Origin of the sequence: Nocardia sp. NBC_00416 (assembly GCF_036032445.1) — a bacterium.
GTDB lineage: Bacteria > Actinomycetota > Actinomycetes > Mycobacteriales > Mycobacteriaceae > Nocardia.
On record NZ_CP107932.1, the window covers coordinates 3,073,677 to 3,100,676 of the forward strand.

At 67.9% G+C, this 27,000-nt stretch carries 27 protein-coding genes; 3 read left to right on the plus strand and 24 right to left on the minus strand.

Annotated features, from left to right (window positions below):
* Positions 1-6 precede the first annotated feature (6 nt).
* The 19 genes from OG804_RS12755 to yajC form a co-directional block, all read right to left on the minus strand.
* On the minus strand, positions 7-1,497 hold the full coding sequence (locus OG804_RS12755) for an SCO6880 family protein (protein ID WP_328397161.1): 1,491 nt from the start codon (positions 1,495-1,497) through the stop codon (positions 7-9).
* The gene (locus tag OG804_RS12760; protein ID WP_328397163.1) at positions 1,494-3,050 is read right to left on the minus strand and encodes a hypothetical protein; all 1,557 of its coding nucleotides are present in this window, start codon (positions 3,048-3,050) and stop codon (positions 1,494-1,496) included. Before OG804_RS12760 ends, OG804_RS12755 begins: the two co-directional genes overlap by 4 nt.
* Before the next feature lie 5 nt (positions 3,051-3,055).
* Positions 3,056-3,862 carry a hypothetical protein gene (locus OG804_RS12765; protein ID WP_328397165.1) on the minus strand — a complete coding sequence of 269 codons (807 nt, stop codon included), beginning with the start codon at positions 3,860-3,862 and terminating at the stop codon, positions 3,056-3,058.
* A complete protein-coding gene (locus tag OG804_RS12770) occupies positions 3,859-4,509 on the minus strand; it encodes a hypothetical protein (protein ID WP_328397167.1) in 651 nt (216 codons plus the stop codon). The genes OG804_RS12765 and OG804_RS12770 overlap by 4 nt, the downstream gene beginning before the upstream one ends.
* Positions 4,510-4,540: 31 nt before the next feature.
* Positions 4,541-4,810: a hypothetical protein gene (locus OG804_RS12775; protein ID WP_030521531.1), complete on the minus strand. Its 270-nt coding sequence runs from the start codon at positions 4,808-4,810 to the stop codon at positions 4,541-4,543.
* A 7-nt stretch (positions 4,811-4,817) separates the two neighbouring features.
* Positions 4,818-5,117, minus strand: a complete 300-nt coding sequence (locus OG804_RS12780) for a hypothetical protein (protein ID WP_030521532.1) — start codon at positions 5,115-5,117, stop codon at positions 4,818-4,820.
* A 93-nt stretch (positions 5,118-5,210) separates the two neighbouring features.
* Positions 5,211-5,876: a hypothetical protein gene (locus tag OG804_RS12785; RefSeq protein ID WP_328397169.1), complete on the minus strand. Its 666-nt coding sequence runs from the start codon at positions 5,874-5,876 to the stop codon at positions 5,211-5,213.
* A gap of 127 nt (positions 5,877-6,003) precedes the next feature.
* Positions 6,004-6,873 carry a MinD/ParA family ATP-binding protein gene (locus tag OG804_RS12790; protein WP_328397171.1) on the minus strand — a complete coding sequence of 290 codons (870 nt, stop codon included), beginning with the start codon at positions 6,871-6,873 and terminating at the stop codon, positions 6,004-6,006.
* Positions 6,874-6,887: 14 nt separating this feature from the next.
* Positions 6,888-7,805, minus strand: coding sequence for a hypothetical protein (locus OG804_RS12795; protein ID WP_328397173.1), 918 nt, complete (start codon positions 7,803-7,805; stop codon positions 6,888-6,890).
* A gap of 57 nt (positions 7,806-7,862) precedes the next feature.
* Positions 7,863-9,512: a cutinase family protein gene (locus OG804_RS12800; protein ID WP_328397176.1), complete on the minus strand. Its 1,650-nt coding sequence runs from the start codon at positions 9,510-9,512 to the stop codon at positions 7,863-7,865.
* Positions 9,513-9,805: 293 nt separating this feature from the next.
* A complete protein-coding gene (locus OG804_RS12805) occupies positions 9,806-12,202 on the minus strand; it encodes a RelA/SpoT family protein (RefSeq protein ID WP_328397178.1) in 2,397 nt (798 codons plus the stop codon).
* A 175-nt stretch (positions 12,203-12,377) separates the two neighbouring features.
* Positions 12,378-13,889 (minus strand): ATP-binding cassette domain-containing protein, encoded by a 1,512-nt coding sequence (locus OG804_RS12810; protein ID WP_442941874.1) that lies wholly within the window; start codon positions 13,887-13,889, stop codon positions 12,378-12,380.
* 505 nt (positions 13,890-14,394) lie between these two features.
* Positions 14,395-14,736 carry a hypothetical protein gene (locus tag OG804_RS12815; protein ID WP_328397181.1) on the minus strand — a complete coding sequence of 114 codons (342 nt, stop codon included), beginning with the start codon at positions 14,734-14,736 and terminating at the stop codon, positions 14,395-14,397.
* 88 nt (positions 14,737-14,824) lie between these two features.
* Complete coding sequence (locus OG804_RS12820) at positions 14,825-15,223, minus strand: hypothetical protein (RefSeq protein WP_328397183.1); 399 nt, start codon at positions 15,221-15,223, stop codon at positions 14,825-14,827.
* A gap of 763 nt (positions 15,224-15,986) precedes the next feature.
* Positions 15,987-16,559, minus strand: coding sequence for an adenine phosphoribosyltransferase (locus tag OG804_RS12825; RefSeq protein WP_328397186.1), 573 nt, complete (start codon positions 16,557-16,559; stop codon positions 15,987-15,989).
* Positions 16,560-16,594: 35 nt separating this feature from the next.
* A complete protein-coding gene (locus OG804_RS12830) occupies positions 16,595-18,280 on the minus strand; it encodes an ABC transporter substrate-binding protein (protein ID WP_328397188.1) in 1,686 nt (561 codons plus the stop codon).
* 20 nt (positions 18,281-18,300) lie between these two features.
* Positions 18,301-19,497: a protein translocase subunit SecF gene (gene secF / locus OG804_RS12835; RefSeq protein WP_328397189.1), complete on the minus strand. Its 1,197-nt coding sequence runs from the start codon at positions 19,495-19,497 to the stop codon at positions 18,301-18,303.
* 2 nt (positions 19,498-19,499) lie between these two features.
* Complete coding sequence (gene secD / locus OG804_RS12840; protein ID WP_328397190.1) at positions 19,500-21,374, minus strand: protein translocase subunit SecD; 1,875 nt, start codon at positions 21,372-21,374, stop codon at positions 19,500-19,502.
* A gap of 103 nt (positions 21,375-21,477) precedes the next feature.
* Complete coding sequence (gene yajC / locus OG804_RS12845; protein WP_328397191.1) at positions 21,478-21,852, minus strand: preprotein translocase subunit YajC; 375 nt, start codon at positions 21,850-21,852, stop codon at positions 21,478-21,480.
* 190 nt (positions 21,853-22,042) lie between these two features.
* Between yajC and OG804_RS12850 the strand changes: the two genes are divergently transcribed.
* Positions 22,043-22,288, plus strand: coding sequence for a DivIVA domain-containing protein (locus OG804_RS12850; protein ID WP_328397193.1), 246 nt, complete (start codon positions 22,043-22,045; stop codon positions 22,286-22,288).
* A 49-nt stretch (positions 22,289-22,337) separates the two neighbouring features.
* Here OG804_RS12850 and ruvB read toward each other — a convergent pair whose 3' ends face one another.
* From ruvB to OG804_RS12870, 4 genes are all read right to left on the minus strand, one after another.
* Entirely contained in the window at positions 22,338-23,426 is a 1,089-nt protein-coding gene (gene ruvB / locus OG804_RS12855; RefSeq protein ID WP_328397195.1) for a Holliday junction branch migration DNA helicase RuvB, read from the minus strand.
* A gap of 6 nt (positions 23,427-23,432) precedes the next feature.
* Positions 23,433-24,038: a Holliday junction branch migration protein RuvA gene (gene ruvA, locus OG804_RS12860; protein WP_328397197.1), complete on the minus strand. Its 606-nt coding sequence runs from the start codon at positions 24,036-24,038 to the stop codon at positions 23,433-23,435.
* The gene (gene ruvC, locus OG804_RS12865) at positions 24,035-24,604 is read right to left on the minus strand and encodes a crossover junction endodeoxyribonuclease RuvC (RefSeq protein ID WP_328397199.1); all 570 of its coding nucleotides are present in this window, start codon (positions 24,602-24,604) and stop codon (positions 24,035-24,037) included. The genes ruvA and ruvC overlap by 4 nt, the downstream gene beginning before the upstream one ends.
* Positions 24,605-24,698: 94 nt before the next feature.
* Positions 24,699-25,223: an O-acetyl-ADP-ribose deacetylase gene (locus OG804_RS12870; protein WP_328397201.1), complete on the minus strand. Its 525-nt coding sequence runs from the start codon at positions 25,221-25,223 to the stop codon at positions 24,699-24,701.
* Positions 25,224-25,350: 127 nt separating this feature from the next.
* On the opposite strand from OG804_RS12870, the gene OG804_RS12875 reads away from it, so the two are divergent.
* Positions 25,351-25,740, plus strand: a complete 390-nt coding sequence (locus tag OG804_RS12875) for a metalloregulator ArsR/SmtB family transcription factor (RefSeq protein ID WP_328397203.1) — start codon at positions 25,351-25,353, stop codon at positions 25,738-25,740.
* Positions 25,737-26,231 (plus strand): SRPBCC family protein, encoded by a 495-nt coding sequence (locus tag OG804_RS12880; protein WP_328397205.1) that lies wholly within the window; start codon positions 25,737-25,739, stop codon positions 26,229-26,231. Before OG804_RS12875 ends, OG804_RS12880 begins: the two co-directional genes overlap by 4 nt.
* Here the strand turns inward: OG804_RS12880 and OG804_RS12885 are convergent.
* Positions 26,228-26,983: a YebC/PmpR family DNA-binding transcriptional regulator gene (locus tag OG804_RS12885; protein ID WP_328397207.1), complete on the minus strand. Its 756-nt coding sequence runs from the start codon at positions 26,981-26,983 to the stop codon at positions 26,228-26,230. The two genes, OG804_RS12880 and OG804_RS12885, sit on opposite strands and share 4 nt — an antisense overlap.
* Positions 26,984-27,000 lie beyond the last annotated feature (17 nt).

Here is a 27,000-nt window from a genome sequence, read left to right on the forward strand (position 1 = left end):
AGTCGTTCACCCCGCCAATGCTTTAGGAATGGTCGCGTGCTCGGGCAGGATCACCCCGCAGCCGAGCGATGCCGCGAAGGCCGCCGCCTGGTAGCGATAGCAGCGGCGGATCTTGAGCCGGGCCTGTGTGGACAGGTCGCGGGTAATGGCCTCGATACGCGGCAGGTCGCCGCGGCTCGGTTCGGTGATGGTGACCAGCGCGCCGAACCGGGTGACACCGTGACCGCGCGCCTGCTCTTCGCGGGCCTGCTGGGTCGCGCCGACCCGCAGTGTCGCCGACGCCGACACCACACCTCGCTCGCTCTGCTGCGCGACCAGCGCGTTCTTGAAATCGTCGTCGACGATCTCGGCCGCGTCGGCCGCCGAATGCGGCCGGTACACGATGGCGATCCGTTTACGCGGAACTTCGGGATTCGGCGCCAGCAGTCGCTGCAGCACCCGCTCGTCCACCGCGCCCTCGGGGGCGGTGTCCATCTCCCAGGTGACCGACCGGCCGCCGTCGTGGATCAGATGGTCCCATTTCTCGTCGTGCGAGACCGGGCCGGCGTCGGCCCAATCCAGTCCGTGCCCTTCCGGTTCGCCCGCGGCGACCTCGAGATCGGCCTGCGACGCCGGATCGTAGCTGCGGCGGATGAACGAGATCACCTCCTCCGCCGACATCGGCTGGGCCCGCACCCCGGCTTCGGCGAGGGCGGCGCAGATCCCGGGCAGCCGGCGGCCGATCTCGACCGCCTCCTCGGCCGGGTTCTTCCGACGTTCGGCGGTGGTGGCCTTGAAGGTGATCGAGACACGGGGCAGCAATTGCACCCGCTCCTGCGGCAATTCGGTGGCCAGCTCGTACATCACCTGTTGCGCCAGATCCGGCGCCTCGGGCCGGGTGATCGTGGACACCTCGGTGAGCAACCGGTTCCCGGTTTCCGGGACGGTGTCGATCACGGGGACCACGGCGACGATATCGCTGGTCTGACCGACCGAGGCCAGGAAGGTGCCCCATGCCGACACCCAGCGATCGATCACCGGCTGGTCCACCGCCTCGTGACCCTGCGGCCAGGCCCGCAGCACAACCGTGTACTGCGCGAATTGCGGCAGGTGGATCATCCCGAAGCTGTAACCGCCGGCGTCGATGCCCTCGTACAACTTGGAGGGCGCCAGCAATCCCGGCAGCCGGGTGAAGCCACCCGGTACCCGGGAGAACCGGCCACCGCGGTACACGTGCTCACCGCGGTTCCGTGAACGCATCCAGTGGAACATCATCAATCCCGTCTCGTAGCCGGAGCGTCCCCCACGCCGCATGACGAGGGGCGCCATGATCACCACACCGAACCCGCCCACGATCGCGCCCCACTGGAAACCGCCGACCATGGCGGTGAACAGCGCGGTGATCACCACGACGAACCCGAGCACTGTTTCTTCCCAGCGCAAACCGAACAGACCGGCACTGCGCGGTTTCTGCCACAGCCCGTAGGAACGGCGTTCGTAGGTTTCGGTGCTCGTCATCGCGGGATGGTGCTCCTACCGAGGTCGGGGGAACGGTTGGTCCAGCGGTCGCCCGCGACATCACCCATGGCCTGGTCCGCGCGGGTCATCCCGCTGGACGCGGAGCGGGCGGCGCCGATCCTGTTGGCCACACGGGACGCACCGGACGGTACACCGCCCGCGGATCCACTCGAGCGCGGTCCCTGTCCTGCCGGGGACCCCCCGCCACCACCGCGCGGCGGGGGCATCGGACGTGGGGCGCCGCCACCGCGGCCGCCACCGGGCGGCGGCGGGCCCGCGGCCCCGCCGACATAACCGGCCCGGCCGGGAGCTGCCGCGCCCTTCGCGCCTACCGCCTTGGTTCCCATCGCGCCCAGACCCGCTGCCGCGATGAGCGTTCCACCGGCCGCGGTCAGACCCGACCCGCCGCTGCCGACGATGGCGACCGCCGGGGTGACCAGGCGCATCAACGCCGGCAGTACGAAGGCGACGCTGCACAGCAGCACGATCGCGACCAGCATGCGCTGGGCTTCCTCGGCCTCGGGCAGCCCACCGGCCGGGGTCATCTCGTCGACGTGCCCGGCGGTGGTGAACGCGATCATGTACACGATGGCCGCCACCGGTTTCCACAGCATGAACGCAATGATCCAGCCGACCAGTTTCTGATACGACTGCTTGCCGGTGTTCATCCCGGACGCCGCGGCCGCCAGCGGCAGCACACCGGCCGCGATCACCAGCAATCCCTGCCGGACGATGGCGAGCACGATCTGGGCGAGCGCGCCGAGCAATCCGACGATCGCGATGATGAGCACCAGGCCCGGCGAGAACGCTTGCAACTTACTGGTCTTCACCATCAGCTCGGCCATGTTCCGCGCGTTGCCGTCGGTGGAGTCCTGGATTATCCATTCGGCGAACCGGTCGGACGCGACGGTCCCGGCGACGATGACCGCACCCAGCATCCACGAACTGAACACCACCCGCGAGAACATGCGGAACGATTCCGCCGCTTCGTTCATCGCGCCCCCGCGTCTGGCCTCGGCCAGCCGGAGCCCGGTGATGATGATCGAGGCCATGAGCAGCAGTATCTGCACCTGATAGGTGTAGTCGTTGATCTTGGTGAACAGGGCGCCGGAATCACTGGCCACCTCGTTGGGCACCTTCATCCAGAACGTCAGCGCCAAGATGATGGCTTCGCCCAGACCGTTCATCAGCGAATCGACAACCTTGCCGAAGGTCGAATCCCAGGCCTTGTCCTTGACCGCGTCGGCCGCCTCGCCCGGATGCGCGCCCGCGTTGCCCGCCTTGCACACCGCGGAGGCGGCATCACCGAGCGAAATCCCGGGGATGCCCAGATCGTCCAGGTTGTCGTGTATTTCGTTGCAGGTCTCGTCCCAGCCGTAGGTCTGGCCGTAGGCCACCGTGGGCGTCGCCATCATCACGGTGAAGATCACCGCGAGGATGGTGACGAGACGTCTGGCCAGCGATACCCGGTGCGATATCGCGGGCACTCGGTCCCCGCTCTCGGGCCGGCTGTCTTCGCGCACTACCTGAGCTTCCACATTTCGTCCCAACATCGGAATCACCATCGAGTCCACCCCTCGAGCGATTCGACATACTCGGTCTGTGAGTTCGGCGAGGTGGTCGGCTTGAGCCGCCAATCACCCGCGTCCCACACCATGATCAGCCGCAATGTCACCCACACCGGCTTCCCGTCGAGCGCCGGAGCACGCAGCGCGAACCGCACGATCGCCATGTCGTCGGCGTAATCGTCGATCTTGAACGCATCGGACGCGACCAGGTACTTGGTCACCGATTCGGGCTGCTGTTCGGGCAGCCGATCGGCTTCCAGCGCCTGGTCGTAGGCCGCGATCTGCTGCGCCGAAACCCGCACCTGCCGTACATAGAGATCCCGGTCCGCCGGCCGGGCATTGAGCCGGTAGGTGATCTGAGCCGCGGCCAGCGCCGCGCCCTGTGGGGTATGCGAATACCCCACCGCCAAACCGTCCTCGATCCGGTGCGGACCGTCGGAGCTCGAGAACGGCACCGACGCGCCGAACACCCGCTGCCAGCCGCGGGGTTCGGTAGTCCCCATCGGAGCGGCGGTCAGCCAGTCCGGGTCGGTCGATTTGCGCTGCGGTGACGGGTCCTGCACAAGGACCTGCCCCGCCGGATTGTTCGGGATATCGATACGCCGGTTGAACACATCCACCTCCGGATCGGCGAATCCCTCGCCGACTGCCGCCGCGGGCGCCGGACCGGATTCGGGCTCCTCGTCGCGTCCGGTCCACATGACCACGCCGATCACCACGATCAGCGCCAGTACCGCCGCGGATGCCACGACGCCGAAGGAGACGCGGTCACGCTGGTAGGTCTCCTTCCCGCTCACTTCGGCGCCTCCACTTTCACTGTGCCACTCGGTAATTCGTTCACGGGGTCGATGGGTCGCGTGGTCGATTGCGGATCCGGCAGCCGTAACCTCCAATCCTGTGCGAACCACTCCACTGTCGTGTGGTTCACCGCCCTCGAGTTGTCCGAATACTCGGTGTACACATCCACCGCGGCACGCTGGTCGCCGTACTCGGTGATCCGGTACCCGAGCAGTCGCGGCGCGTACACCGGATCCGCAGGACCGCTGATGGACAGTTGCACCCGGTTCACCGCCCATTCGTCCTTCGCCGCACCCGGAACCACTTCCCGGGCAACGATATTCGACCACTGACCGTCGTCGGCGATCGCCAGGCGCACGGCGTGCACCACGGCGGCGACCCCCGCACCGGTCGGCGAATGATCGAAACCCGTTGCCGCACCGTCGGTTTGCGAGGAAGGCCCTTGATCTGTCTGCGGCAACGATACGCCTTGGAAAGGCACCCAGCGCACATTCGTCGGTGGCGCGGACAGATCGGGCGGCGCCGCGGCGTCACCGCCGCCACAGCCCACGACGCCGGTCAGCAGCGCCGCGGACACCAGTGAGGCAGCCCAGCGGGCATACAGCCGGCCGGTCCGGCGCACAGCCGGAAACACGGTCGAATTCATGCGCAGGTCGTTCTCCTCGTTTCGCCGCGGCTCATCCGGGCAGGAACGCCAGGGCGATGCCGGAGGCACCGCTGGCCACGATCGCGCCGAGCAGACTCATGAGCACTCCGTGCGAGGCGTCGTTCATCGCCAGATCGCCCTTGAAGGTCAGCCACAGCTTCCCGGCCGAAACGATCATCCACGCCAGACAGCCCATGAGGACGAACCACAGCAGCCAGTTCAGCAACTGCATCAACGGTTCCAGAACCTCGGCCGGCATCTGCTTATAAGCCAGTACGCCGGCCGCCCCGACCAGATCCATTACGACCTCACGTTCCGATGACGGCGTTCATGATGGTGCCCGCGCTGGTCGCGACCACGCCGCCGATCATCGCCCCGGCCACCATCTTCGGGGATTCCAGGCCACCGCCGGTCCACTTCTCCCACGCGAACTTACCGCCCGCGTAGATGATGCCGCAGATACCGGACAGCAGCACGAACCAGGTGAGATACCTGACCAGCTGCAGGATCTTCTCCGACCCGGGCGGGGCCTCGGGAGTGGGGTTGCCCACCTGCGCCACAACAACGGTGTCGTAGACCTGGTGAACCGCGAGAAGTACGGTGCTCATCGGGTGCCTTTCTCGATAGCTGAGGTGCAACATTCGGTCCGCGCGAGCGCGGGGAGCACTGAACGGTTTGTGTGCTCGACGGCGATCACGGCATCACTCCTCTACGAATCTCGATCGGCCCCGGTGGGGGGCGGCCTCCGATTCTTCCAGCGCGGCCCGGGCGGCCGCGACGATCTCCGAACCGAGTTCCCTGATATCCAGCGGAACCTCGTCCAGCGGGTCGATCCGGCGGCGTCGCTGCGCGGAGGTCGCGACCCCCGGCGTCCAGACCGGCAACTTTTCCGGTTCGACCAGAGTCCATTCCTCGTACCACGGCACCTGCCACACCTGACCGGCCAAGGAGGCGACCACCTCGCGATAGCGCCGGATCTCCGGCGCCATCCGGCCCGGCCGCGCCGCCACCGTGATCAGGCCGAGCACCTGGCTGGGCCCGGCGAATCCCGAATGGTGCTGACGCAGCAGATCGTGCGCATGGGTCAGCCCCGCGATGGTTTCCCGCGCGACCAGGACGACGAACGGCGATTCCCGGTCGAACACCCCGGGCCAGCGGCGGCCCGAATCCGCCGCGGGCGCCAGCACATGCGCGAGACTGCTGGCGCCGGCGCCGCCGTGCACACCCAGCAGCCATACCAGCGGCGCACGTCCCGCGCCGGGAACAGGACGGTCCCAGACGTCGGCGCGGCGCGATTCGGGTGGCGGCACCACTCCGGCGACGGCGTTACGGTCGGGTCGGCGAGGAAGATTCATAGCAAGAGACATGATGCCTCCCTCGGAAGGCTTACATGTACTCCCCGAACCCGGAGGGATCGCATCATGATGCCTCCGTCGGCAGGAGTGCATGCGGTCCGCGGAGGCCGGAGCGAAGGCGGAGGATCGCAGTATCGCATCATGATGCCATCCCGGCGAGTAGTCGCTCGTAGGTCTGCCGGGTCTCGTCGGCGAGTGCGATATGGCGGACCAGTTCGCCGCGCGCCAGATGCGGATCATAGGGCACCTCGACGATATCGCGGACCCAGCCCGCCAGATGCTCGCGCAAATGATCGGCTACCCGCGAATCGGCGCCTCGCTGCTGATGCGAGACGACGATCGTGGTGTCGCCGACGATCCCGCCGCCCATGGGCTCCGACGAGTCACCGTACTCGTCGTCCAGCCACTCGAGGGTCACTCGCAGCCTGTTGGCGGCGTCGACCCGCGCCGGGATGGTCAGCACGAGCGCCACATCCGCGTCATCGAGCAACGGGCGCAACTGCCGGCTCGCGATGGGGTTCCCACCGTCGTAGACGGCGATATAACCGTCCTGGTCCACCGCGCGCGCCACGGTGAGATAACTCGCCCGGCGACGCAGCGGGGCCGCATCCCGCCACAGCAGACCGATTCCGGAGGTCGCTCGGGACATGCATTCCTTCAGCGGGGCCGGTTCGTCGTCCCCGCGACCGTACAACCACTGCTGCAGGCTTATCGGATGCAGATGTTCGTCGGCGCCGCGCAGGGCGAGGTCACCGCCGGCCGGGGTGGCGTCCACCGCGATGGTATCGATGCCCGAGAGACCGAGTTCACCGGCCAGACCGAGCGCGGTGGTCGTGGTTCCGGCGCCACCGCAGCCACCCACCACCAGGATCGGCCGGGCGGTTCCAGCGCCGCGGTCGCGGGCGCCGCCCGGCAACCGCACCACCCGCGCCTTCCGGGTCCCGTCGGTCTCGCCCGCGGCCTCGGAATCCGGTGCGGTATCGAGCCAGCGGCTCCAATCCTCTCCCATCGCTGCACTCTCCTCTATCCGGCCGAAATACCCGTGATGAGGGTGCGGCCGTCGATCACCGCGGTGGTGACCGTTTGCCTGCTGTAGGTGGCGGGCTCGCCACCGGGCCGGTACTCGGTGACCTCGACCGTGTACCGGCCGTCGGCCACGGTCACGATCCGTACGCAGTGCCCGGTTCCGGGCGCGACGCTGTCGATACCCGACTGGATCAGCTCCGCGGAGGACACCGGGGCCTGCGGCGCGACAACTTCCCGCGCCGCGGCGCCGGATCGCTGCACGTAGTAGGCGTATTGGAAACGCAAAATTGCCTCGGGTCCCGAATTCGTTCCGCCCGCGCCCGCTCCGCGCACCAGCTGAGCGGTCCGTTCCGCCGGGCACGGCGCCGCGCCCGTATCGGCGCTCGCGCTGCCCGCGGTGAAACGTAGGCCGGCGGTCTGGTCGGGCGCCGCCCCGGGCGTCCCGGGTGCCAGCAGATACAGGACCACGGCCGCGGCGATTCCGAGCAGCACCACGGCGGCGAGCAGGACACCGGCGGTTCGACGCCGACGAGCACCACCACCGTCGTCGCCCACGTCACGCAGGCGGGACGGGGTCCGGCCGATACGGGCGGGCTCGGCGAGTTCTTCCTCGGAATCCGGCCACGGGAAACGCACCAGATCGCCGTCCTGATCACGACCGGGTTCGTCCACCCAATCCGACCAGCCACCGGTGAATTCGGTGCGGCGACCGGAGAGCTCGGCGGGCGCCGGGTGAGGTCTCGCGGAGGCACTGCCGGCCTTCGCGATGTAGTCGGGGTACCTGGCGGGGCCGTCGTCGTCGACGCCCGGCACGGCCTCACCACCGGATTCGGGTGCGCGGCCCGGCGTGTCCGCCGTACCCTCCGGCTCCAGCGGACCGTACCATCGATCGAGCTTTTTGTAGGACTTCAACATTCCCCCATTCCCGTGGCGCCGGGCACGTGATCTGGCATCATCGATCCCTCTCGGCGATCAGTTCACGGAGAACGAGTCGGTTTCGGTTGTCGGGGGTGCAGCAGGCGTGGCGGCCGTCGGCCCGTCCTGGGAGGCACCGGCGGCTCCTGTCCCAAATGGGAATTGTCCCGTACCGGAGGGAACGGGCGCGGGCGACGCGCCGGGTTCGGTTCCTGAGAATCCGTTAGGCGCGGGAACCCCGACGTCGGGAGCACTTCCGACCGGCGGCGTCACCTGCTCGGCGACAGGTTCGGTCCCGCTGCCGTGCACGGCGGCGAGATCCCGCGCGGCGGCGGCGAACCAGTCGGCGATAAAGCTGGTGGGCGCCTCACCGGTGGCCGAAATAGCCGCGTTGCCATAGGCCTGATGCCGCTGGATGGTGTCCCAGTAGCGTACCCACGTGGTCGTGTTGAGCAGTTCGCTGTTGTCGGTGATGTTCTCGATCACGGCGTCGAAAGACTGACTCACCAGCCGGATACCGGTGGTGGGCGGGATCAGCTGCGGAATCGCCCCGAGCAGTTTGGTTCCCAGGAGCAGCAGCGCCGCCGGTGGATTGGCCAGGCCGGCGGTCGCGAGTTCGGCGATCGCCGTCGGGCTCAGCACCGTCCGGACCACCGTGACCACGGCATTGAGCCCGATCATGCCGACCTTCAGCAGCGCCCGCATGGCACCCGGAATATCCAGCGGTGTCCGTGGATCGGCGGCGTCGGCCAGCCGTTCGGAAATCGATTTCTTGGGCGAGATGTTCAGCGTCGCCAGCGAGGTGCCCTGAATATCCTCGTTGACCACCTTGGTGGCCGTTTTGATCGAGGTGAACGCCAGCGCCTGAGCGATCGAGGTGAGCGAGGCGATCGGGTCGCCGCCGCTGAGTTTCATCTGTCCGACCACCCCGGCGACCGCCTTGAGGATCGGCGCGCCCTCAGGCGCGTCACAGGCGAGATCCCCCGCGGCGCAGAAGCTGGCCACCCGACCGGTGAGCGCCCCGAAATTCTTCGCGGTATCGCGGTTCGGCGCGATACCGCCGCCGGCGGCCGGCGCCTGCGGCAGCGCGGCGATCTGGGCGATCTGCGCCCCCTCGGTACCGGGAGCCGGGTCGGGGTTGGCCTTCCCCGGCGCACCGGGGAACAGTGGCGCACCCGGGGTCCGGGTGGGGTCGCCGATCAGCGCGACGGCCGCGATCTTCTCGGCGGGCAGCGGGCCCTGTCCCTGTCCGATCTCCTGGGCGAACACCGACGCCACGTGCGCACCCTGGGAATACCCGACGATGGCGAAACGGGTTTCGGGGCAGCGTTTCGCCACCGAGTTGGCCATGGTGCGCAACCGGGTCAGGCCGCCGGTCACCGATTCCGAATACGGTGTGGCGCTACCGCCGTCGACCCCGCCGAAACTGGACTCGTAGGGCACATACGCGCGGTCTACCAGTCCTTGTTCGGGAGCGGCGGCCAGCAGCGGCCGGAACACGGTGGACAGCATCCCGGTATCGGTGGTCGGGGCCGCGTCCGGCGACGATTCGCCGGTGCCCTGAATCCCCAACGCGTACAGCGCCGGACAGGAGGAGACCGCGAGTTCGGTCGACGGTCCCGCCGGATTCGGCGGTTGAGCGTACGCCGGGGTGGCGAGCGTGCCCGCTGTCGCGGTCGCCACAGCGACGGTGAGTGCGAACAGCATCCCCGAGATTCTTGTGCATCCAGCCATAGCGACCCGCCATCAGTCCAACCGCAGTTACCGAGCGCGACGAAACGCAGTAAACGGTAACAGATTCCGGCTATGACCGCTGAAGCGGCGAAGAGTTTACGTGACCCGCCTGGTGGACCCGTACGCACCGCGGCGCGCCGAAGCCCGAACGTTACATTTTCCGGCAGCCCGGAATCGGGCGCCAAGGCCCCGAAACACTCGATGGGCGCAGTCGTGCGTCACCCATCCGCAGTGCGCGCACGTCCGGAGCGAAGGCCGCCCTACGCTCAGGCGGCGGAGGTCACCCGGTAGACGTCATAGACGCCCTCGACGTTGCGGACAACATTCAGCAAATGCCCCAGATGCTTCGGATCACCCATCTCGAAGGTGAACTTGCTGATCGCCACCCGGTCACCGTGCGTCGCCACCGATGCGGACAATATGTTGACCTTCTCGTCAGCGAGAACCTTGGTGACGTCGGAGAGCAGGCGGGTGCGGTCCAGCGCCTCGATCTGGATGGCCACCAGGAATACCGAATGCGGCGACGGCGCCCATTGCACCTCGATGATGCGCTCCGACTGCGACTGCAGCGAATCGGCGTTGGTGCAGTCCACCCGGTGCACGCTCACCGAACCGCCGCGTGTCACGAAACCCAGGATCTCGTCCCCGGGTACCGGGGTGCAGCATTTGGCGAGCTTCGCGACGGTGCCCTCGGCCCCGGGGATCAGGACGCCGGCATCACCGGTGAGCCGCTGCCGGGACGGCGTGGTCGACGGTGTGGACCGTTCGGCGAGTTCGTTCTCGACATCGCCGATCCCGCCCAGCTGCGCCATGAGCCGCTGCACCACATGGTGCGCGGAAACCTGATGCTCGCCGACCGCGGTGTACAGCATGGAGATATCGCTGTAGTGGAGTTCGTGCGCGACGGCCGTCATCGCGTCGACGCTCATCAACCGCTGCAGCGGCAACCCGACCCGCCGGACTTCCTTGTTGATCTGTTCTTTGCCGCTTTCCAGCGCCTCTTCGCGGCGTTCCTTGGCGAACCACTGCCGGATCTTGGCCTTGGCGCGCGGGGAGACGACGAAGGTCTGCCAGTCCCGGCTGGGCCCGGCGTTGGGCGCCTTGGAGGTGAAGACCTCGACGACCTCGCCGTTTTCCAACTGCCGTTCCAGCGCGACCAGCCGCCCGTTCACCCGGGCGCCGATGCATTTGTGCCCGACCTCGGTGTGCACCGCGTAGGCGAAATCCACGGGAGTGGACTTCTGCGGCAGGGTGATCACGTCACCCTTGGGGGTGAAGACGAAGATCTCCGGTGCTTTGAGGTCGAACCGCAGCGATTCCAGGAACTCGGCGGGGTCCGCGGCCTCTCGCTGCCAATCGAGCAGTTGCCGCATCCAGGCCATATCGTCGACCTCGCCGGTGTCACCGGAGTGGCGGCCCTTGGTCTCCTTGTAGCGCCAGTGCGCGGCAATGCCGAACTCGGCGGTCCGGTGCATATCGTGGGTGCGGATCTGCACCTCGAGGGGTTTGCCGTCCGGACCCACCACGGTGGTGTGCAGCGACTGGTACACGCCGTACCTGGGCTGGGCGATGTAGTCCTTGAACCGGCCGGCCATCGGCTGCCACAGCGAATGCACGACGCCGACGGCGGCATAGCAGTCGCGGACCTCGTCGCAGAGGATCCGGATACCCACCAGATCGTGGATATCGTCGAAATCCTTCCCCTTCACGATCATCTTTTGATAGATCGACCAGTAATGCTTGGGTCGGCCCTCGACGGTGGCGGGGATCCGGGACGCTGCCAGGGTGTTGACGATTTCCGCGCGCACCTTGGCCAGGTAGGTGTCACGTGACGGGGCCCGGTCGGCCACCAGACGGACGATCTCGTCGTATTTCTTGGGATGCAGGATCGCGAACGCGAGGTCCTCCAACTCCCATTTCACGGTGGCCATACCCAGCCGGTGCGCCAGTGGCGCGATCACCTCGAGGGTTTCGCGCGCCTTCTTGGCCTGCTTCTCCGGCGGCAGGAACCGCATCGTCCGCATATTGTGCAGCCGGTCGGCCACCTTGATCACCAGGACACGCGGATCGCGGGCCATCGCGATGATCATCTTACGGATGGTCTCGGCCTCCGCGGCCGCGCCCAGATTCACCTTGTCGAGCTTGGTGACGCCGTCGACGAGGTGGGCGACCTCCGGACCGAAATCGGCGGTCAACTGCTCCAGGGAGTAGCCGGTGTCCTCGACGGTGTCGTGCAGCAGGGCCGCGACCAGGGTGGTGGTATCCATCCCCAGTTCGGCCAGGATGTTCGCTACCGCCAGCGGATGAGTGATGTAGGGATCACCGGATTTGCGGAACTGGGTCGCGTGCCGCTCGTCGGCGACGTCGAAGGCACGCTGCAACTGGGCGAGGTTCGCCTTCGGATACAGCTCCCGGTGTACCGCGGCCAACGGCTCGAGCACCGGTTTCACCGCCGGGATACCGCGCTGACCGGTCATCCGCCGGGCCAGCCGGGCACGCACCCGACGCGAGGCCGAACTCGGGACGGCACCGGAGGGCCGGGCCGGCTCGGACTCCGCGGCGTTCTCCGGGCGCGGACCGGCGGCGGGGGCAGGGGCAGCGGCACCGTTCGACCGCGAGCCGGATGTCTGCTCGACATTCGCCTCGCCCAGATGCTGAGTCATGCCACCACCTCTCCGTGCCGCGGCCGGTCACCGCAACGTTCCAGACCACCAACTTTAACCCCCGCAGCAACAGGTGAAACCCCCGCCGCAACCCCATCGACAGGTACGGATACACCCGGTTACCCGGTGTAACGCCCGATCACACCCCGACGTTCCCGCGGGCACCGGTCCGGGCTCATTCCATAAGTCCCGCCGGCGTCAGTTCGAGCTGCCGGGTCACCCCGATATCGCCGAGGAACCGCTGATCGTGACTGACCACCACCAGCGCCCCCCGGAACGCGGCCAGCGCCTGCGTGAGATGACCGAGGCTCACCAGATCGAGGTTGTTGGTGGGCTCGTCCAAGATCAGCAGTCCGGGCGCGGGTTCGGCCAGCAGCAGCATCGCCAGCGCCGCCCGCAGCCGCTCCCCGCCCGAGAGCGCCGCGGCGGGAATATCGGCGGCCGCGCCGCGGAACAGGAACCGGGCGAGCTGGGCCCGGATCCGCTCCGGGGCCGCGTGCGGGGCGCCGGCCGCGACATTCTCGTAGACGGTCCGGCTCTCGTCGAAGATGTCGAGACGCTGCGGGAGCAGCCGCCACGGCACCCGCGGCGGTTCGCTGATGATCCGCCGGAGCAGCGTCGTCTTACCCGCACCGTTGCAACCGGTGATCGCCAGCCGCTCCGGACCGTGTATCGCGAGGGAGACCACCGGCCCGTTCGCCAGCTCCGCATCGTGCAGCGCGATCACGCCTTGGCCCGCGTAGATCCGGGTGCCCGGCAGGTCTACACGGATCTCACGGTCGTCGCGCAACATCTCCTCGGCCTGTTCGAGGCGCTCTTTCGCATCGTCCACCTTGTCGAGGTGATTGTTGCGCAGTTTTCCGGCCGAGACTTCGGCCGCCCGTTTGCGCTGCCCCATGATGATCTTCGGTTCGCGCTTGTTCTCGAACATCTTCTGCCCGTAGCGCTGCCGCCGGTCGAGTTTGATCCGCGCCTGCACCAGCTCCCGCGACTGCTTGCGCACATCACTGCGGGCATCGCGGATCGCCGCGCGCGCCGCTTCCTGTTCCTGTTCGATGATCTGCTGGTAATCGCCGTAGTTGCCGCCGAACATCCGCACCGCCCCGCCCCGGAGTTCCGCGACGCCCCCGACCCGGTCCAGCAGTTCCCGGTCGTGGCTGACCACCACGACCGTCCCGGCGAACTGCGCGACCACTTCGTAGAGCCGGGTGCGGGCCGCCCGGTCGAGGTTGTTGGTGGGCTCGTCGAGCAGCAGAACATCGGGTTCGGCCAGCAGTTGCGCGATCAAGCCGAGCAGTACGGTCTCGCCACCGGACAGGGTGTCCAGCCGGCGGTCCAACTGCTCGACGGAACGGGTGAGATAACCGAGACCTAGCCGGCCGAGCAGAGCCACCGCGCGTTCCTCGACGTCCCACTGGACGCCGACGACCTCGAAATCGCTCGCGGCGGCGGTACCGGTTTCGATGCGGTGCACGGCCGCGCGCACCTCGGCGATACCCAGCACATCGTCCACTCGCCGACCGACCGCGAGCCCGAGGTCCTGTCGCAGGTATCCCAGCTCCCCGGTCACCGTGATCGAACCCCGTGCGGGTGTCAGATCCCCTGCGATCAGCCGTAGCAGGGTGGACTTCCCGGCGCCGTTGGCGCCGACGAGACCGATATGGCCGGGTCCGAGCAGCGTGTGCATGGCGTCGAACACCGGAGTGCCGTCCGGCCAGATGAACGAGAGATCGGAAAGAGAAATAGTGGCCACGGTTGCCCCTGGAGGTATCGGTACGGAAGCGACGCGCAGAATGCGGGACGCACGAGCGACTACCTCATGAGAGCAACGGCAACTCCGATCCTCGGAAACAAGACGCGAAAGAGAATACATCGGAGCCGGGGCTGAGGCCAGGAACTTTTCCCTACCTATCACCCCACCCGCTCGCGACCGGCCGACCACCGATCACACTCCACCCGCTCGCGAACCCGCCGACCTCCGTTCCCCCCGCAACACAAGAGAACGCCCTCCGCTACTGCCCGGGTACGGACCTGGGCGCAGCGGGGGGCGGTGCTCGACGCTTCGCAGTCCCATGCCACCGGAGTGCGGATGCCGCCGCGGACCAGGGTCGCGCTGGTCCGTTCTCGGCCGGAGCGGCCGCCCACTCGGCGCGAATTCGCCGAATACGCGGCCGCCGCCTAGTTCGCCGGCCTCAGACCGGCCAGACGATCTTGGTCACGTAGTAGCCGGGCAAATTGCCCGCAGGATCACCTGTCTTGTTCTCACCGACCTCCAGGCACGCTCCCGCACTGCCTCCCCAACCGGAGCCGATACTGTTGATGATCTCCTGCGAGATCTGCTGCTCCCGAATCTTGCACGCGTCCAAGGTCGAGTACCCCCACACCTCATTGGTGACGGATCCCTGTTTCGGCGTGACCTTGTGATAGATCAGGTAGGGCTCGGCCTGAGCCGCTCCCGCACCGGCCACCGCCAGTGTTCCCATTCCGATCGCCACCGCGGCGACACCGACGATTCTGTACAGAAGATTGTTCATGTCGATCCATTCCTAGAATTACCGCGCACAGTGCGCCGCGCCCGCGGACCACACCGCAGAAATCGGCACGGCGCCTCTACTCGAAATATCAGTGCGAAAACGAGACGAAGACGCCGGTGACATTGGGGCTGGTCGCCTTGATCGCGGGCATTGCGAGCGAATTACCCCACGGAACGCACCCGTAGGAGGTGGGGATGGAATACCACTGCTCGTTACCGTTGATGTCGTATCCCCGGGCATGGACCACGGCCAGCCCATTTCCCTCGATCTTGATGTTGTAGCACATCTCGTACCCGGGATGACCGGCGACGCTGCAGCTGGAGTCGGCCACCGGACCGAACTGGTTCAAGGGCGCGGCCCACGCCCGCCCGCCGCATCCGGCCGCCTGGGCCGCCGCCGGGGAGACCACGTCGTTGTCCAGCATCAGCGGAGCCGATACGAGCATCGAGGCGAATCCCACCGCCCCCAGGACTCGGACAATATTCATCGCGATATTTTTCATTGCCATTCCTTAAACAATCGTCCGTGGACATGCGTGAACCACGGGATACCACTGGAAATACCGGCCGTCGGCTATGCCGCTGTCATCGACCGATCGTCGAAATCGAAATCCGATTTTTCGACGGCAACAGAACTATTCGGGCTGATTTTCCGATCCGCACAGTCCGTCCCCGATACCCCTGGGCGCCGCGCCGTTCACCCGGCCGCCGGAATATCCCGCCACCATGGCCCTCCCCTACCGCAGTAGCGGATCCCGCATCACCGCCGCCGGACATCGCACGGTCACCATGAGAGCTGAGGATCCGAAATTTGTCTGTCACTGAGATTGGACGGAGACACCCGCAGCGCGGTTCCATGGAATCAGAACTTTTTTTCACGCGCGGAGAACCCGGCGTCACTGCACGGCCGCGCCGAGGCCGGGACCGCGGATTCCCTCGGGAGTACGAGGATTCGAACACGCGTGCTGTCCGACAGCCGCTCTGTGGCCGAGAGTGTCGTCGGGCGATCCGCCCGGCGCCGGGCCATCGGCAATCACCGGACTCACGGAATACAGATATCGCCGAGCACGCTCGGGGCCCGACCGTGTCCGGCCCGCGCCTCTGACCTCGCCGCACCGGCACCGGTCCACCGCCCCAGGTGGATTGCCCACCGGTCCGTAGCGCACCAGCAGGTCCGCGCCCCGGCACGACCTATGAAGAGGGAGATCCTCGGGACGTGCCGCGCCCCGAATCGTCGAATACAGGACCCGCCTACACAGTGATGATCGAGGTCACCGGATAGTCGCCCTGCCGGCCGCGACCGCCCAGCGCCTCGATCTCCACGACCACGGCCGCGGCCACCACCTCGGCGCCGACGCTCGCGAACAGGTCCGCCGCCGCGGCCAGGGTGCCGCCGGTCGCCAGCACATCGTCGAGCAGGAGCACGCGCCGACCCCGCAACGCCACCCCGGTCGCGGGCACTTCCAGCGCCGCCGCCCCATATTCGAGTTCGTATTCCCGGGTCACCACCGGCGGCGGAAGTTTGCCGCGTTTGCGGACGGCGATCACGCCGGTACCGAGAGTGGCGGCGACACCGGCGCCCAGCAGGAATCCCCGGGCATCGACGCCGGCCACCAGGTCGGCATCAGGAACGAGAGCGGCCAGACAATCGACCACGGCGCGGAACCCTTCGGGGTCGGCGAAAACCGGAGTGAGGTCGGCGAACCGGACTCCTGGCTCCGGGAAATCGTCGGCCCAGCGGGTGTGTTTGCGGACCAGTGTGGCGGCTCGGCCGCCGCGTCCGGCGACCTCGTCAGCGGGTTCGACCGCCGCATGTTTGCTCATCGACACACCTCCATCATCCGCAACCCGCACAGCGATCAGCGCTGCAGGACCCACTGATCCATATTCCAGCCGGACCCGGCCCGGGTGGGCCCCGCGATGGCGTTCTGCAGACCACCGGCGAAGCCGATGGTGCGCGGAGTCGCGAACAACGGGACGCTCGGCAACTGCGCCCACAACAGGTTCTCGGCCTCGGTGAGCAGATTCAGCTGATTCGTCGAGTTGTCGTCGGCCGCAAGCTGATCCGCGATCGCATCGTAGCGGCCGTTGCGGAACTGCCCGACATTGAGTCCGCTGCCGCTGCGCAGGCCGCTGACGGCGGCGATCCCGTCGAGCGACCCGGCCGGACCGGGCAGGCCCCCGGGGCCGCCGAGCACCGCGTCCACCGCGCCGCCGGCCAGTTGCCCCGGGCCGAAATCCGGTGTGCTGCTGTCCTGCACGGTGATACCCGCCGGCGCACAGGCGTCGGCGATCATCGATACGGTGCGTGCCCGGCGGGCATCCGGGGCGAGATAGCCGACCCGGACGGTCAGCTGTTTCTTTCCGGCGTCGGCGAGCGCCGCCTCGGCCCCGGCTATATCGCCGCCCGCGAACGGGTCCGCCGCGTTCGTCACGACCGGATAGAACAGCGAATCCTGCTGCAGTGTCCGCGAATCCGATACCCCTGAACCCAGCCCGACCTGCGGCGCGTCGGTGGTCCGGCCGAGCTCGTCGAACAGCGCCTGGCGGGGCACGCACAGCGCGAATGCGCGCCGCGCGGCGTCGGACCCGAAGACTCCGCCGGTGCTGAGCACCAGTTGTTCGATACCGCGGCTGGGCCGCTGGTCGACTGCGAAGGAGTCCAGGTTCAGATCGGGTAGCGAGCCGGAGCCGATATCGACCACGGCCACCGATCCGTCACCGATGCGGGCGGCGAGATCGGCCGGTTTCGGATACACCACGATCCGCCCGGTGGCCGGTGGGTCGCCCCACCAGCGTTCGTTGGCCACCAGGACCAGGCCGTCGTCGAGATCGAACGATTCGAGCCGGTACGGGCCCGACGACGGGAACTTGGTGACGTCGAGATCACCGGGCGCCAGATTCCAGCCGCTGTTCCAGAATTCGGCGAGCCGGCCCAGCGCGGCACGGTCGTCGTTCTGGACGGCGGCGACGATATCGGGCACGTTCGCGGTCTGCCCGGCCACATGGGCGGGCATCAGCTCACCGGCGGCGAACAGCGTGCGCCACGGCAGGTATCGGCGGCCCGGGCGGAACACCACCGTGCCGTCCTTGGACCCGGGCTGGCATTCCACCCGTTCGATATCTTCGTATCCCGCGGTACTCGCCGAATCGAATCCGGGGAACCGCCCGCTACGCGCCGCCCACGTGAACACCAGGTCGTCGCACGAGGTGGGCACACCGTCGGAATAGACCCCGGCGGGGTTCAGCCGGTACTGGACCGTCTGCGCCTCACCGGGGACTTCCTTGGCGGTTCCCGTATCGGAATCGGCGACCGGCTGGCCGTCGGGTCCGGTGTAGAAGAACCCGGTGAGCACGCGGCCGAACACCGTCTGGCCGGCGGCCGCGCCCGCGGTCGTACCGCCGTTGTAACTGGAGACGGTGGTGTCGACGGCGTATCCGATCGACGGGACCTGGTCCTTACCGGAACATCCAGCCGCTAGTCCGGCGGCCGCGGCAGTGGCCGCGAGCAGCGCGATCGTCCGGCGCAGAGATGACTGTCGCATCGATCCGTACCCCTCGTCTGTCAGTGCCGCCTCTGTCGTTTACCGGTGGGGCGAGCGCCGGGTGGAGGCCCGGCTACCCCGTTCCTACCTGCACTCCGCTGATCGATATCTTCCGGGCTCGCTGGCCGTCGGCCGGGCGCGACGCGCTCCGGGCGGACCGGACGTCCGTCCGCCTGCGCCGCACGCCGCGCGTGCACCTTCTTGGTGTGCGCAGCCACCGGACCCCAGCGCTCCTTGATGGAGACCAGCAGCGGGGTCGCGAAGAAGATCGACGAGTAAGCGCCGACCAGCGTACCGACCAACTGCACCAGCGCCAGATCCTGGAGTGTGCCGACACCGAGCATCCACACCGCGATCACCATGAGCCCGATGATGGGCAGCGCACCGATCACAGTGGTGTTGATCGACCGCATCAGTGTCTGATTGATCGCCAGGTTCGCCTGCTCCCCGTAGGTGCGCCGGCTGGTGTGCAGCACACCACGGGTGTTCTCCTCGACTTTGTCGAAGACGACGACCGAATCGTAGAGGGAGAACCCGAGGATGGTGAGCATGCCGATCACCATCGCGGGGGTCACCTCGAATCCGACCAGCGAGTACACACCCGCGGTGACCAAGAGGTCGAAGACGAGAGCGGCCAGCGCCGCCAACGCCATATCGCGTTCGTAGCGGAACCCGATGTAGATGCTGACCAGTACCAGGAACACCGCGAGCGCGATCAGCGCCTGCCGCGTGATCTGGCCGCCCCACGTTTCACTGACATCGGACGCGCTGATGGCGTTACGGCTCGGGTTGCCGCTGTCGTCACGCGGCTGGAACTGCTGGAACAATGCGTTCTGCAGGGCGCCCACCTGCTGAGCGTCCAATGTCTCCGAGCGGATCAGAATGGTTTTGCCGTCGCCGGTGCCCACCGTCTGCACCGATTCCGGATCCGAACCGATCGCCTCGTTGTACACCTGCTCCACCTGCTCGGTGGTCGCGTCACCGGCCGGCAGCTGGATCCGTGATCCGCCGACGAAATCGATGCCGAAGGTGAAACCGCGCACCGCCATACTGACCAGGCAGATCAGCACGATTGCGGCGGTCACCAGGTACCACCGGCGGCGGTTGCCGATCACGTCGATCGCCCCGGTACCGGTGTACAGGCGATTCAGCCAGCTGTGCCGGACCGCTGGAGGGCGCGATCCCGAAGGCTTGTCCATGGTTACGGGACTGTTCATCGTCACGCCTTCCCGGTCGCGGCTTCGGCCGCCTTGCGTTCACGGGCGACCTCTTGGATAGCGCCGAGCCCGTTCACCGACGGTTTGGCCCAGAAGGCGGAGCGGGCGCACAGTTGCACCAGCGGCGCCGTCACCAGGAATACGACCACGACGTCGAGGATCGTGGTCAGGCCCAGCGTGAACGCGAATCCGCGCACCTGCCCCACCGCCAGCCAGTACAGCACCGCGGCCGCGATGAAACTGACTGCGTTACCGGACAGGATCGTCTTACGGGCTCGCTGCCAACCCCGAGGAACCGCCGAGCGGAACGTGCGCCCCTCTCTCATCTCGTCCTTGATGCGTTCGAAGAACACGACGAACGAGTCGGCGGTCATCCCGATACCGATGATCAGACCGGCGATCCCCGCCAGGTCCAGCGTGAAGCCGATCCAGCGCCCGAGCAGCACCATGATCCCGTACACCGCGATACCGGAGCCGATCAGCGACAGCGCCGTCAGGAGACCGAGCATGCGGTAGTAGACCAAGCAGTACAGCAGCACCACCACGAGACCGACTGCTCCGGCGAGCAGTCCCGCCTGCAGCGAGGACAGGCCGAGCGTGGCCGAGACCGTCTCCGCTTCCGACGTCTGGAAGGACAGCGGCAATGAACCGTACTTGAGGGTGTTGGCGAGCTCTTTCGCGCTGCTCGCGGTGAAATTGCCGGAGATCCGGGTACTGCCGCCCAACTGCGGGCCCTCGTCGACATTCGGGGCGCTCACGACCTCGGAGTCGAGGACGAAGGCCACCCGCTGCTGGACGTACTCGCCGGTCAGCGTAGCCCAAGCGTCGCTACCACCGGATTTGAAGTTGAGCGAGACCTCGTGCCGCGACTGCTGCTGGTTGAAGCCGGAGGTCGCGTCCGCGATCTCCTGCCCGTCGATCCGGCTCTTGTCGAGCAGGAAGACCTCGGTCCCGTCGGTGGAGCAGGTGACCAGGGGCAGGTTCGGATCGTCGTTACCGGCGAGCGGATCGGCCGCCGAGCAGTCCATGGCGGCCATGGCGAGCTGCTGCGTGGTCGGATCTTCGCTCTGCCGGATGGCCTTGGCCATCTCGATCTCCCGCTGCGCCTGCTCCTGCGGGGTCAGCGATCCCTCGGGGGGCGCCGGCGCGGCACCTGGATCGGCCGGCGCCGGGGCGGGGGCCGGCTCGGCGGGAGCCGAAGGTTCGGTGGGCAGCGGCGTCCCGGGCGCCTGCGCCGGGTGGACCTCGGTTTCGCTCTCCGACAGCGGTGCGGCGGCGGGAGTCTGCTCGGCCGGCGCGGTGCCCTCCTCCACCTCGGGAGCCGGGGCTTCGCCCACACCCTGGTCGGGAGCCGGGGCTTCCTCGGCGGCCGGCGCGGGGGCGGTCTCACCGGGCGCGGGGGCCGTGCCACCAGGCGCGGGGGCCGTGTCACCCGGGACCGGGGCCGTGCCGCCCGGCGCGGGCTGTCCCGGTGCCGGGGCCTGTTGCGCACCCGGTGCCGGGTTGTACTTCAGGACCGGCCGAATGTACAGCTTGGCCGTAGTGGCGAGGGTGCGGGCCTGCTGACTGTCCTCACCGGGCACGGTGATGACCAGGTTGTCCCCGTCGATCACGACCTCGGAACCGGAGACGCCGAGACCGTTCACCCGGTTCTCGATGATCTCCTGGGCCTTGGTGAGACTGTCCTTGCTGGGCCGGTTCCCGTCGGGCGTTCGCGCGGTCAAGGTGACCCGGGTACCACCCTGCAGGTCGATGCCGAGTTTGGGCGTCGGTGATTTGTCACCGGTGAAGAACACCAGCGCGTAGATCGCGGCCACCAGCACGCCGAACAAGGCGAGCCAGCGGAGTTGGTGCGCCGATCCCTGGGACGGTGGCACAGGTCGTCATCTCCTAGGCGGAAGTTCTGGGTGAAACGGCCACGGCACATGCCGATGCCACCGGTCGCCCGGGATATCCGGTCCGGTGGCCGGGCCGCGGTGATCAGTCCTTGGTCAGCCGGGTTTCGGTCTGCTCGGGGCTCTCCTCGGCGACGGGGGCGGCCGGAGAGTCGGTGGACTCGGCGCTCGCAGTGTCGTCGCCAGGGGTTTCGTCGTCGACGCTGTCGTCGGCGCGCACCTCCCGGATCGCCTGACGCAGCCAAGTGGTCACGACGTCCTCGGCGATTTCCAGATCGACGGAGGTGTCATCGGCCTCGATCACGGTGCCGTACAGACCCGAGGTGGTGACGACCCGGTCACCGACCTTCAGACTGTCCTGCATCTGGGCGACTTTTTCGCCCTCTTTCTTCTGGCGGCGCATACCGAGGAACATCGGCACCAGCAGCGCGACCAGTATGAGCGGAAACAGCAAGTCCATGGTCGAAGTCAGTCCTGATCTGGGTGAGGAGAGGGACAGGTACGCACACAGTCTGCCAGTTCTTCGGATCCGCGCCACACCCGCACGCCCGAACACGCCATGTTCGGTGCCGACGGACCCGGACCGGTGGCACCTGTCACTCTCCGCCGGACCCGCCGCGCAACGCGCCCACCCTCGCGATAATCGCCTCATGACTCCCGAGGAAGTCCACGAGATCACTTTCGCGCGAGCCCCGTTCGGGAGCCGCGGCTATCGGGTGCAGGAGATCGATGAATTGCTCGACCTGATCGCCGCGGCGCTCGCCGGGCGCGCCACACTGACTTCCGAGCATCTGCATCGCGGTTCCCGCGTGCCGGCGAGTGTGTTCCAGCGCGGCTATCACCCGGACGAGGTGGACGCATTCGTGGACGGGGTGCGCCACGAGTTCGGCCTCTGACCGTGCCCGGCCGCCGCCCCGGTACGGATACGACCGGCGACCCGGATCCTCATTCGAACAGGTCGAGGGTGGGATGGGGTTCGCGACCGCGTACCTCGAGGGCGCCGAAGGCCAGGTCCGGCGGCGGTGTCAGCCCCAAATGCAGCCAGGCGGCGGCGGTGGCGACCCGGCCGCGCGGCGTGCGGGCGACCATCCCGGCCCGGACCAGGAAAGGTTCGCACACCTCTTCCACGGTGGCGGGCTCCTCACCGACCGCGACGGCGAGCGTCGACACACCGACCGGTCCACCGCCGAATCCGCGGACCAGCGCTCCCAGCACCGCCCGGTCCAGCCGGTCCAGGCCCATCGGGTCGACGTCGTAGACCTCCAGCGCGGCCCGGGCGACCGGCAGCGTGATCAGACCGTCCGCGCGGACCTCGGCGTAGTCGCGCACCCGCCGCAGCAGCCGGTTGGCGATCCGGGGCGTCCCGCGGGAGCGATCCGCGATCTCGGCGGCGGCGTCGGTCTCGACGCCCACCCCGAGGATCTGTGCGGAGCGTTGCAGGATGAGCAGTAATTCGGCGGGTTCGTAGAAGTCCATATGCCCGGTGAAACCGAACCGGTCGCGCAGCGGTCCGGTGAGCGCACCGGACCGGGTGGTGGCGCCGACCAGGGTGAACGGAGCGATATCGAGGGGAATCGACGTCGCGCCCGGCCCCTTGCCGACTACCACGTCGACGCGGAAATCTTCCATCGCCAGGTACAGCATTTCCTCGGCGGGCCGGGCCATCCGGTGGATCTCGTCGATGAACAGCACATCACCGGCGACCAGATTGCTCAGCATGGCGGCCAGATCACCGGCGCGCTCCAGGGCCGGTCCGGAGGTGATGCGCAATGCGGTGCCGAGTTCAGTGGCGATGATCATCGCCAGGCTCGTCTTACCCAGACCGGGCGGCCCGGACAGCAGGACGTGATCGGGGGTGCCGCCGCGCGCTCGGGCGCCGCGCAAAACCAGGGCGAGCTGTTCGCGCACCCGCGGCTGCCCGATGAAACCGTCGAGCGAGGTGGGGCGCAGCCCGGAATCGACCTCACCGTCCGACGGCAGGTAGTCGGCGCTGACCGGGGATTCCGCGGAATTCGGGGGGTCGTCGTATTCCATGACCGCCTAACGGTTCTTGCCGAGGATCCCGAGCGCGGCGCGCAGTGCCGCGGAGTTACCGGCGTCGGGGTGTTCGGCCAGGACGGCATCCACGGCAGGTTCGGCCTGCTTGAGCGGGAACCCCAGACTGGTGAGCGCTTCCACGACCTGGTCGCGGACCGGGGTCTGCACCGCTGCGGCGACGGCGGCGGCCCGGTCCGGCGGCACCGGGACGAGGTTCACCTTGTCCCGTAATTCCACGACCATCCGTTCGGCCCCGCGCTTTCCGATTCCCGGGACCCGGGTGAGCGCCGCGATATCCCCGGCGGCCAGCGCTTTGCGCAGCGCTTCGGGCTCCAGGACCGCCAGCACCGCCATCGCCAGCCGCGGCCCCACTCCCGATACCGTCTGCAGCAGCCCGAACAGGTCGCGGGCCTCGGTGTCGGCGAACCCGTAGAGGGTCATCGAGTCTTCGCGCACGATCAGCGCGGTGTACAGCCGGGCCTGTTCACCACGAGTGAGCCCGGCCAGAGTCGCGGGAGTGGCATTGAGCTGGTAGCCGACTCCGGACGCCTCCAGCACCACGTGGTCGAGTGCGAGTTCGACAACTTCGCCGCGTATGGACGCGATCACCCGCGCACCGCCTTCCGCTGCTGTTCCAGTCGTTGCGTGTACTGCTGCCGGGCCCGTTCGGCCAGCTTCTCGGCGCGCGCCATCCGCTCCAGCAGCGGTGCCCGCCAACAGTGGCAGATGGCCAGGGCCAGCGCGTCGGCGGCATCCGCCGGTTTGGGCGGCGTCGCGAGCCCGAGGATCCGAGTGACCATGGCGGTCACCTGTTTCTTGTCCGCGCCGCCGTTTCCGGTCACCGCGGCCTTCACCTCACTGGGAGTATGGAACATCACCGGGATCTCGCGGCGCGCGGCCGCCAGTGCGATGACTCCGCCGGCCTGGGCGGTACCCATGGCCGTGCGCACATTGTGCTGGGCGAACACCCGCTCGATCGCCACCACCTCGGGACGATAGGTGCGTATCCACTCTTCGGCGGCATCGGAGATCCGCAGCAGGCGCTGCGCCAGATCCAGTTCGGGCGGAGTGCGGATCACATCCACCGCGATCGCCTTCACCGTGCGCCCCGCACCCCCTTCGACCATGCTCACTCCACACCGGGTGAGCCCCGGGTCGACGCCCATCACCCGCACGCCGAACACCTTTCCCAGAACGAACAGTTGTTCGAAGTCTAGTGCAGGCCCTGATGTCTCGGCGTCAGTGACACGGCCCCGCGCTCGGGGGCACTCAACGGGCCAGCTGGGCTGCGAAGATGTCGTAAGCAGCCGCGTCGCGCAGGACGAACCGCACTTCCTCGACCCCGGTACGCGATTCGCGAACGGCCGCTACCGCGATCCGCGCTCCGTCGTCCATTGGCCAACCGTAGGCGCCGGTGGAGATCGCCGGGAAGGCCACCGTGCGCGCGCCCAGTTCGTCGGCGATCCGCAGCGATTCGCTGTAGCACGCGGCCAGTAGCGGCGCGAGCTGCGCGGCGCGTTCGCCGCGCGCCGACCACACCGGGCCGACGGTGTGGATGACCCAGCGCGCCGGCAGTTCGCCGGCCGTGGTCGCCACGGCCCGGCCGGTGGGCAGGCCCCGGGGGTATTCGGTCTCCCGGAGGCGCCGGCATTCGGCGAGAATCTCGGGTCCGCCGCGCCGGTGGATGGCGCCGTCCACGCCCCCGCCGCCGAGCAGCTCCGAGTTCGCGGCGTTCACCACCGCGTCGACCTGCTCCTCGGTGATATCCCCACGAACCAGCGTCACGGCGACCATGCCGCCATTGTCACGCGACCGGCCGGACCGTCCCGCGCGGCACACGCACGCTCATCCAATCGAGACCTGCCCACATCGCCGGGCATCAACCCGGACAGACGCGTAACCAATCAGTTACGCTTCATCGGTGGACGAGGTGGCCGCGGCGATCGCCGACCCGGTACGGCGCGAGATCCTGGAGATGCTGCGCGGCACCCGGCTCACCGCGGGCGCGATCGCCGCCCGCTTCCCGATCAGCCGGCCCGCCGTCAGCCGGCATCTGCGGGTACTCCGGGACGGCGGACTGGTCCACGACGAACTCGTGGGGCGGCAGCGGTACTACGCACTGGACACCGGACCGCTACGGGAGCTGAGCTCGTGGATCGCCACGTTGAACGGTCCGGACTGGTCGCACCGGCTCGACGCGCTGGGCACCGAGATCTACCGGACCCGCCGGGAACACCGCGCAGACACCGGATCCGACCCCCGGCGCCACATCCGATCGGCACCATCCGACGACGAGGAGAACTCGGCATGACCCTCCGACCCACCGGCAGTCTGGAGCCCACCCCGCACGGGCGCGATCTGATCCTCACCCGGACCTACCGCGCCCCCATCGAGGACGTCTGGGCCAGCATCACCGAATCCGAACGCACCGCCCGCTGGTTCGGCCCCTGGCAGGGTGCGGCGGGACCCGGCCGGACCGTTCGGGTGCAACTGTCCTACGAGGACGGACAGCCGTGGAGCGAGTACACGATCGACACCTGCGTCCCACCGCGCCATCTCGCGTTGCGGGCGACCGACGAATCCGGCAGCTGGCACCTGGAAGTGACGCTCACCGAACAAGGCGGGCAGACCGAACTGGTCTTCGTCCACCACCTGGAGTCGGCGGAGCAGGTCCCCGAAATCGGCCCCGGCTGGGAGTACTACCTCGACGCGCTCGGGGCGTCGCGCACTGATGCGCGACGCCCCGATTTCGACGACTATTACCCCGCCATGCGGGAGTACTACACGAACCTCGACGGCTAGTCGGCGTCCAGTTCGGCGAGCACCTCATCGGAGATGTCGACATTGGTGTACACGTTCTGGACGTCGTCGCTGTCCTCCAGCGCATCGACCAGTTTGAACACCTTGCGCGCCCCTTCGACGTCGACGGCGACGCTCACCGACGGCTGGAACCCGGATTCGGCGGAGTCGTAGTCGATATCGGCCGACTGCAGCGCCGAACGCACCGCGATCAGATCGCCGGGCTCGCTGATGACCTCGAACGATTCACCGAGGTCACTGACCTCTTCCGCGCCGGCGTCGAGCACCGCCATCAGCACATCGTCCTCGGACAGACCGTTCTTCTCCAGGGTGACGATGCCCTTGCGATGGAACAGGTAGGCGACCGAACCGGGATCGGCCATGTTCCCACCGTTGCGGGTCATGGCGACGCGCACCTCACCGGCGGCCCGGTTGCGGTTGTCGGTGAGACATTCGATCAGGACCGCGACACCGTTGGGGCCGTAGCCCTCGTACATGATGGTCTGCCAGTCGGCGCCGCCGGCTTCCTCGCCACCACCGCGTTTGCGGGCCCGCTCGATGTTGTCGTTGGGAACCGACGATTTCTTCGCCTTCTGGATGGCGTCGAACAGTGTCGGATTGCCTTCCGGATCGCCACCACCGGTCCGGGCCGCCACCTCGATGTTCTTGATCAGCTTGGCGAACAGCTTGCCACGCTTAGCATCGATCGCCGCCTTCTTGTGCTTGGTGGTGGCCCATTTGGAGTGGCCGCTCATTCCCTACTTCCTTCAGG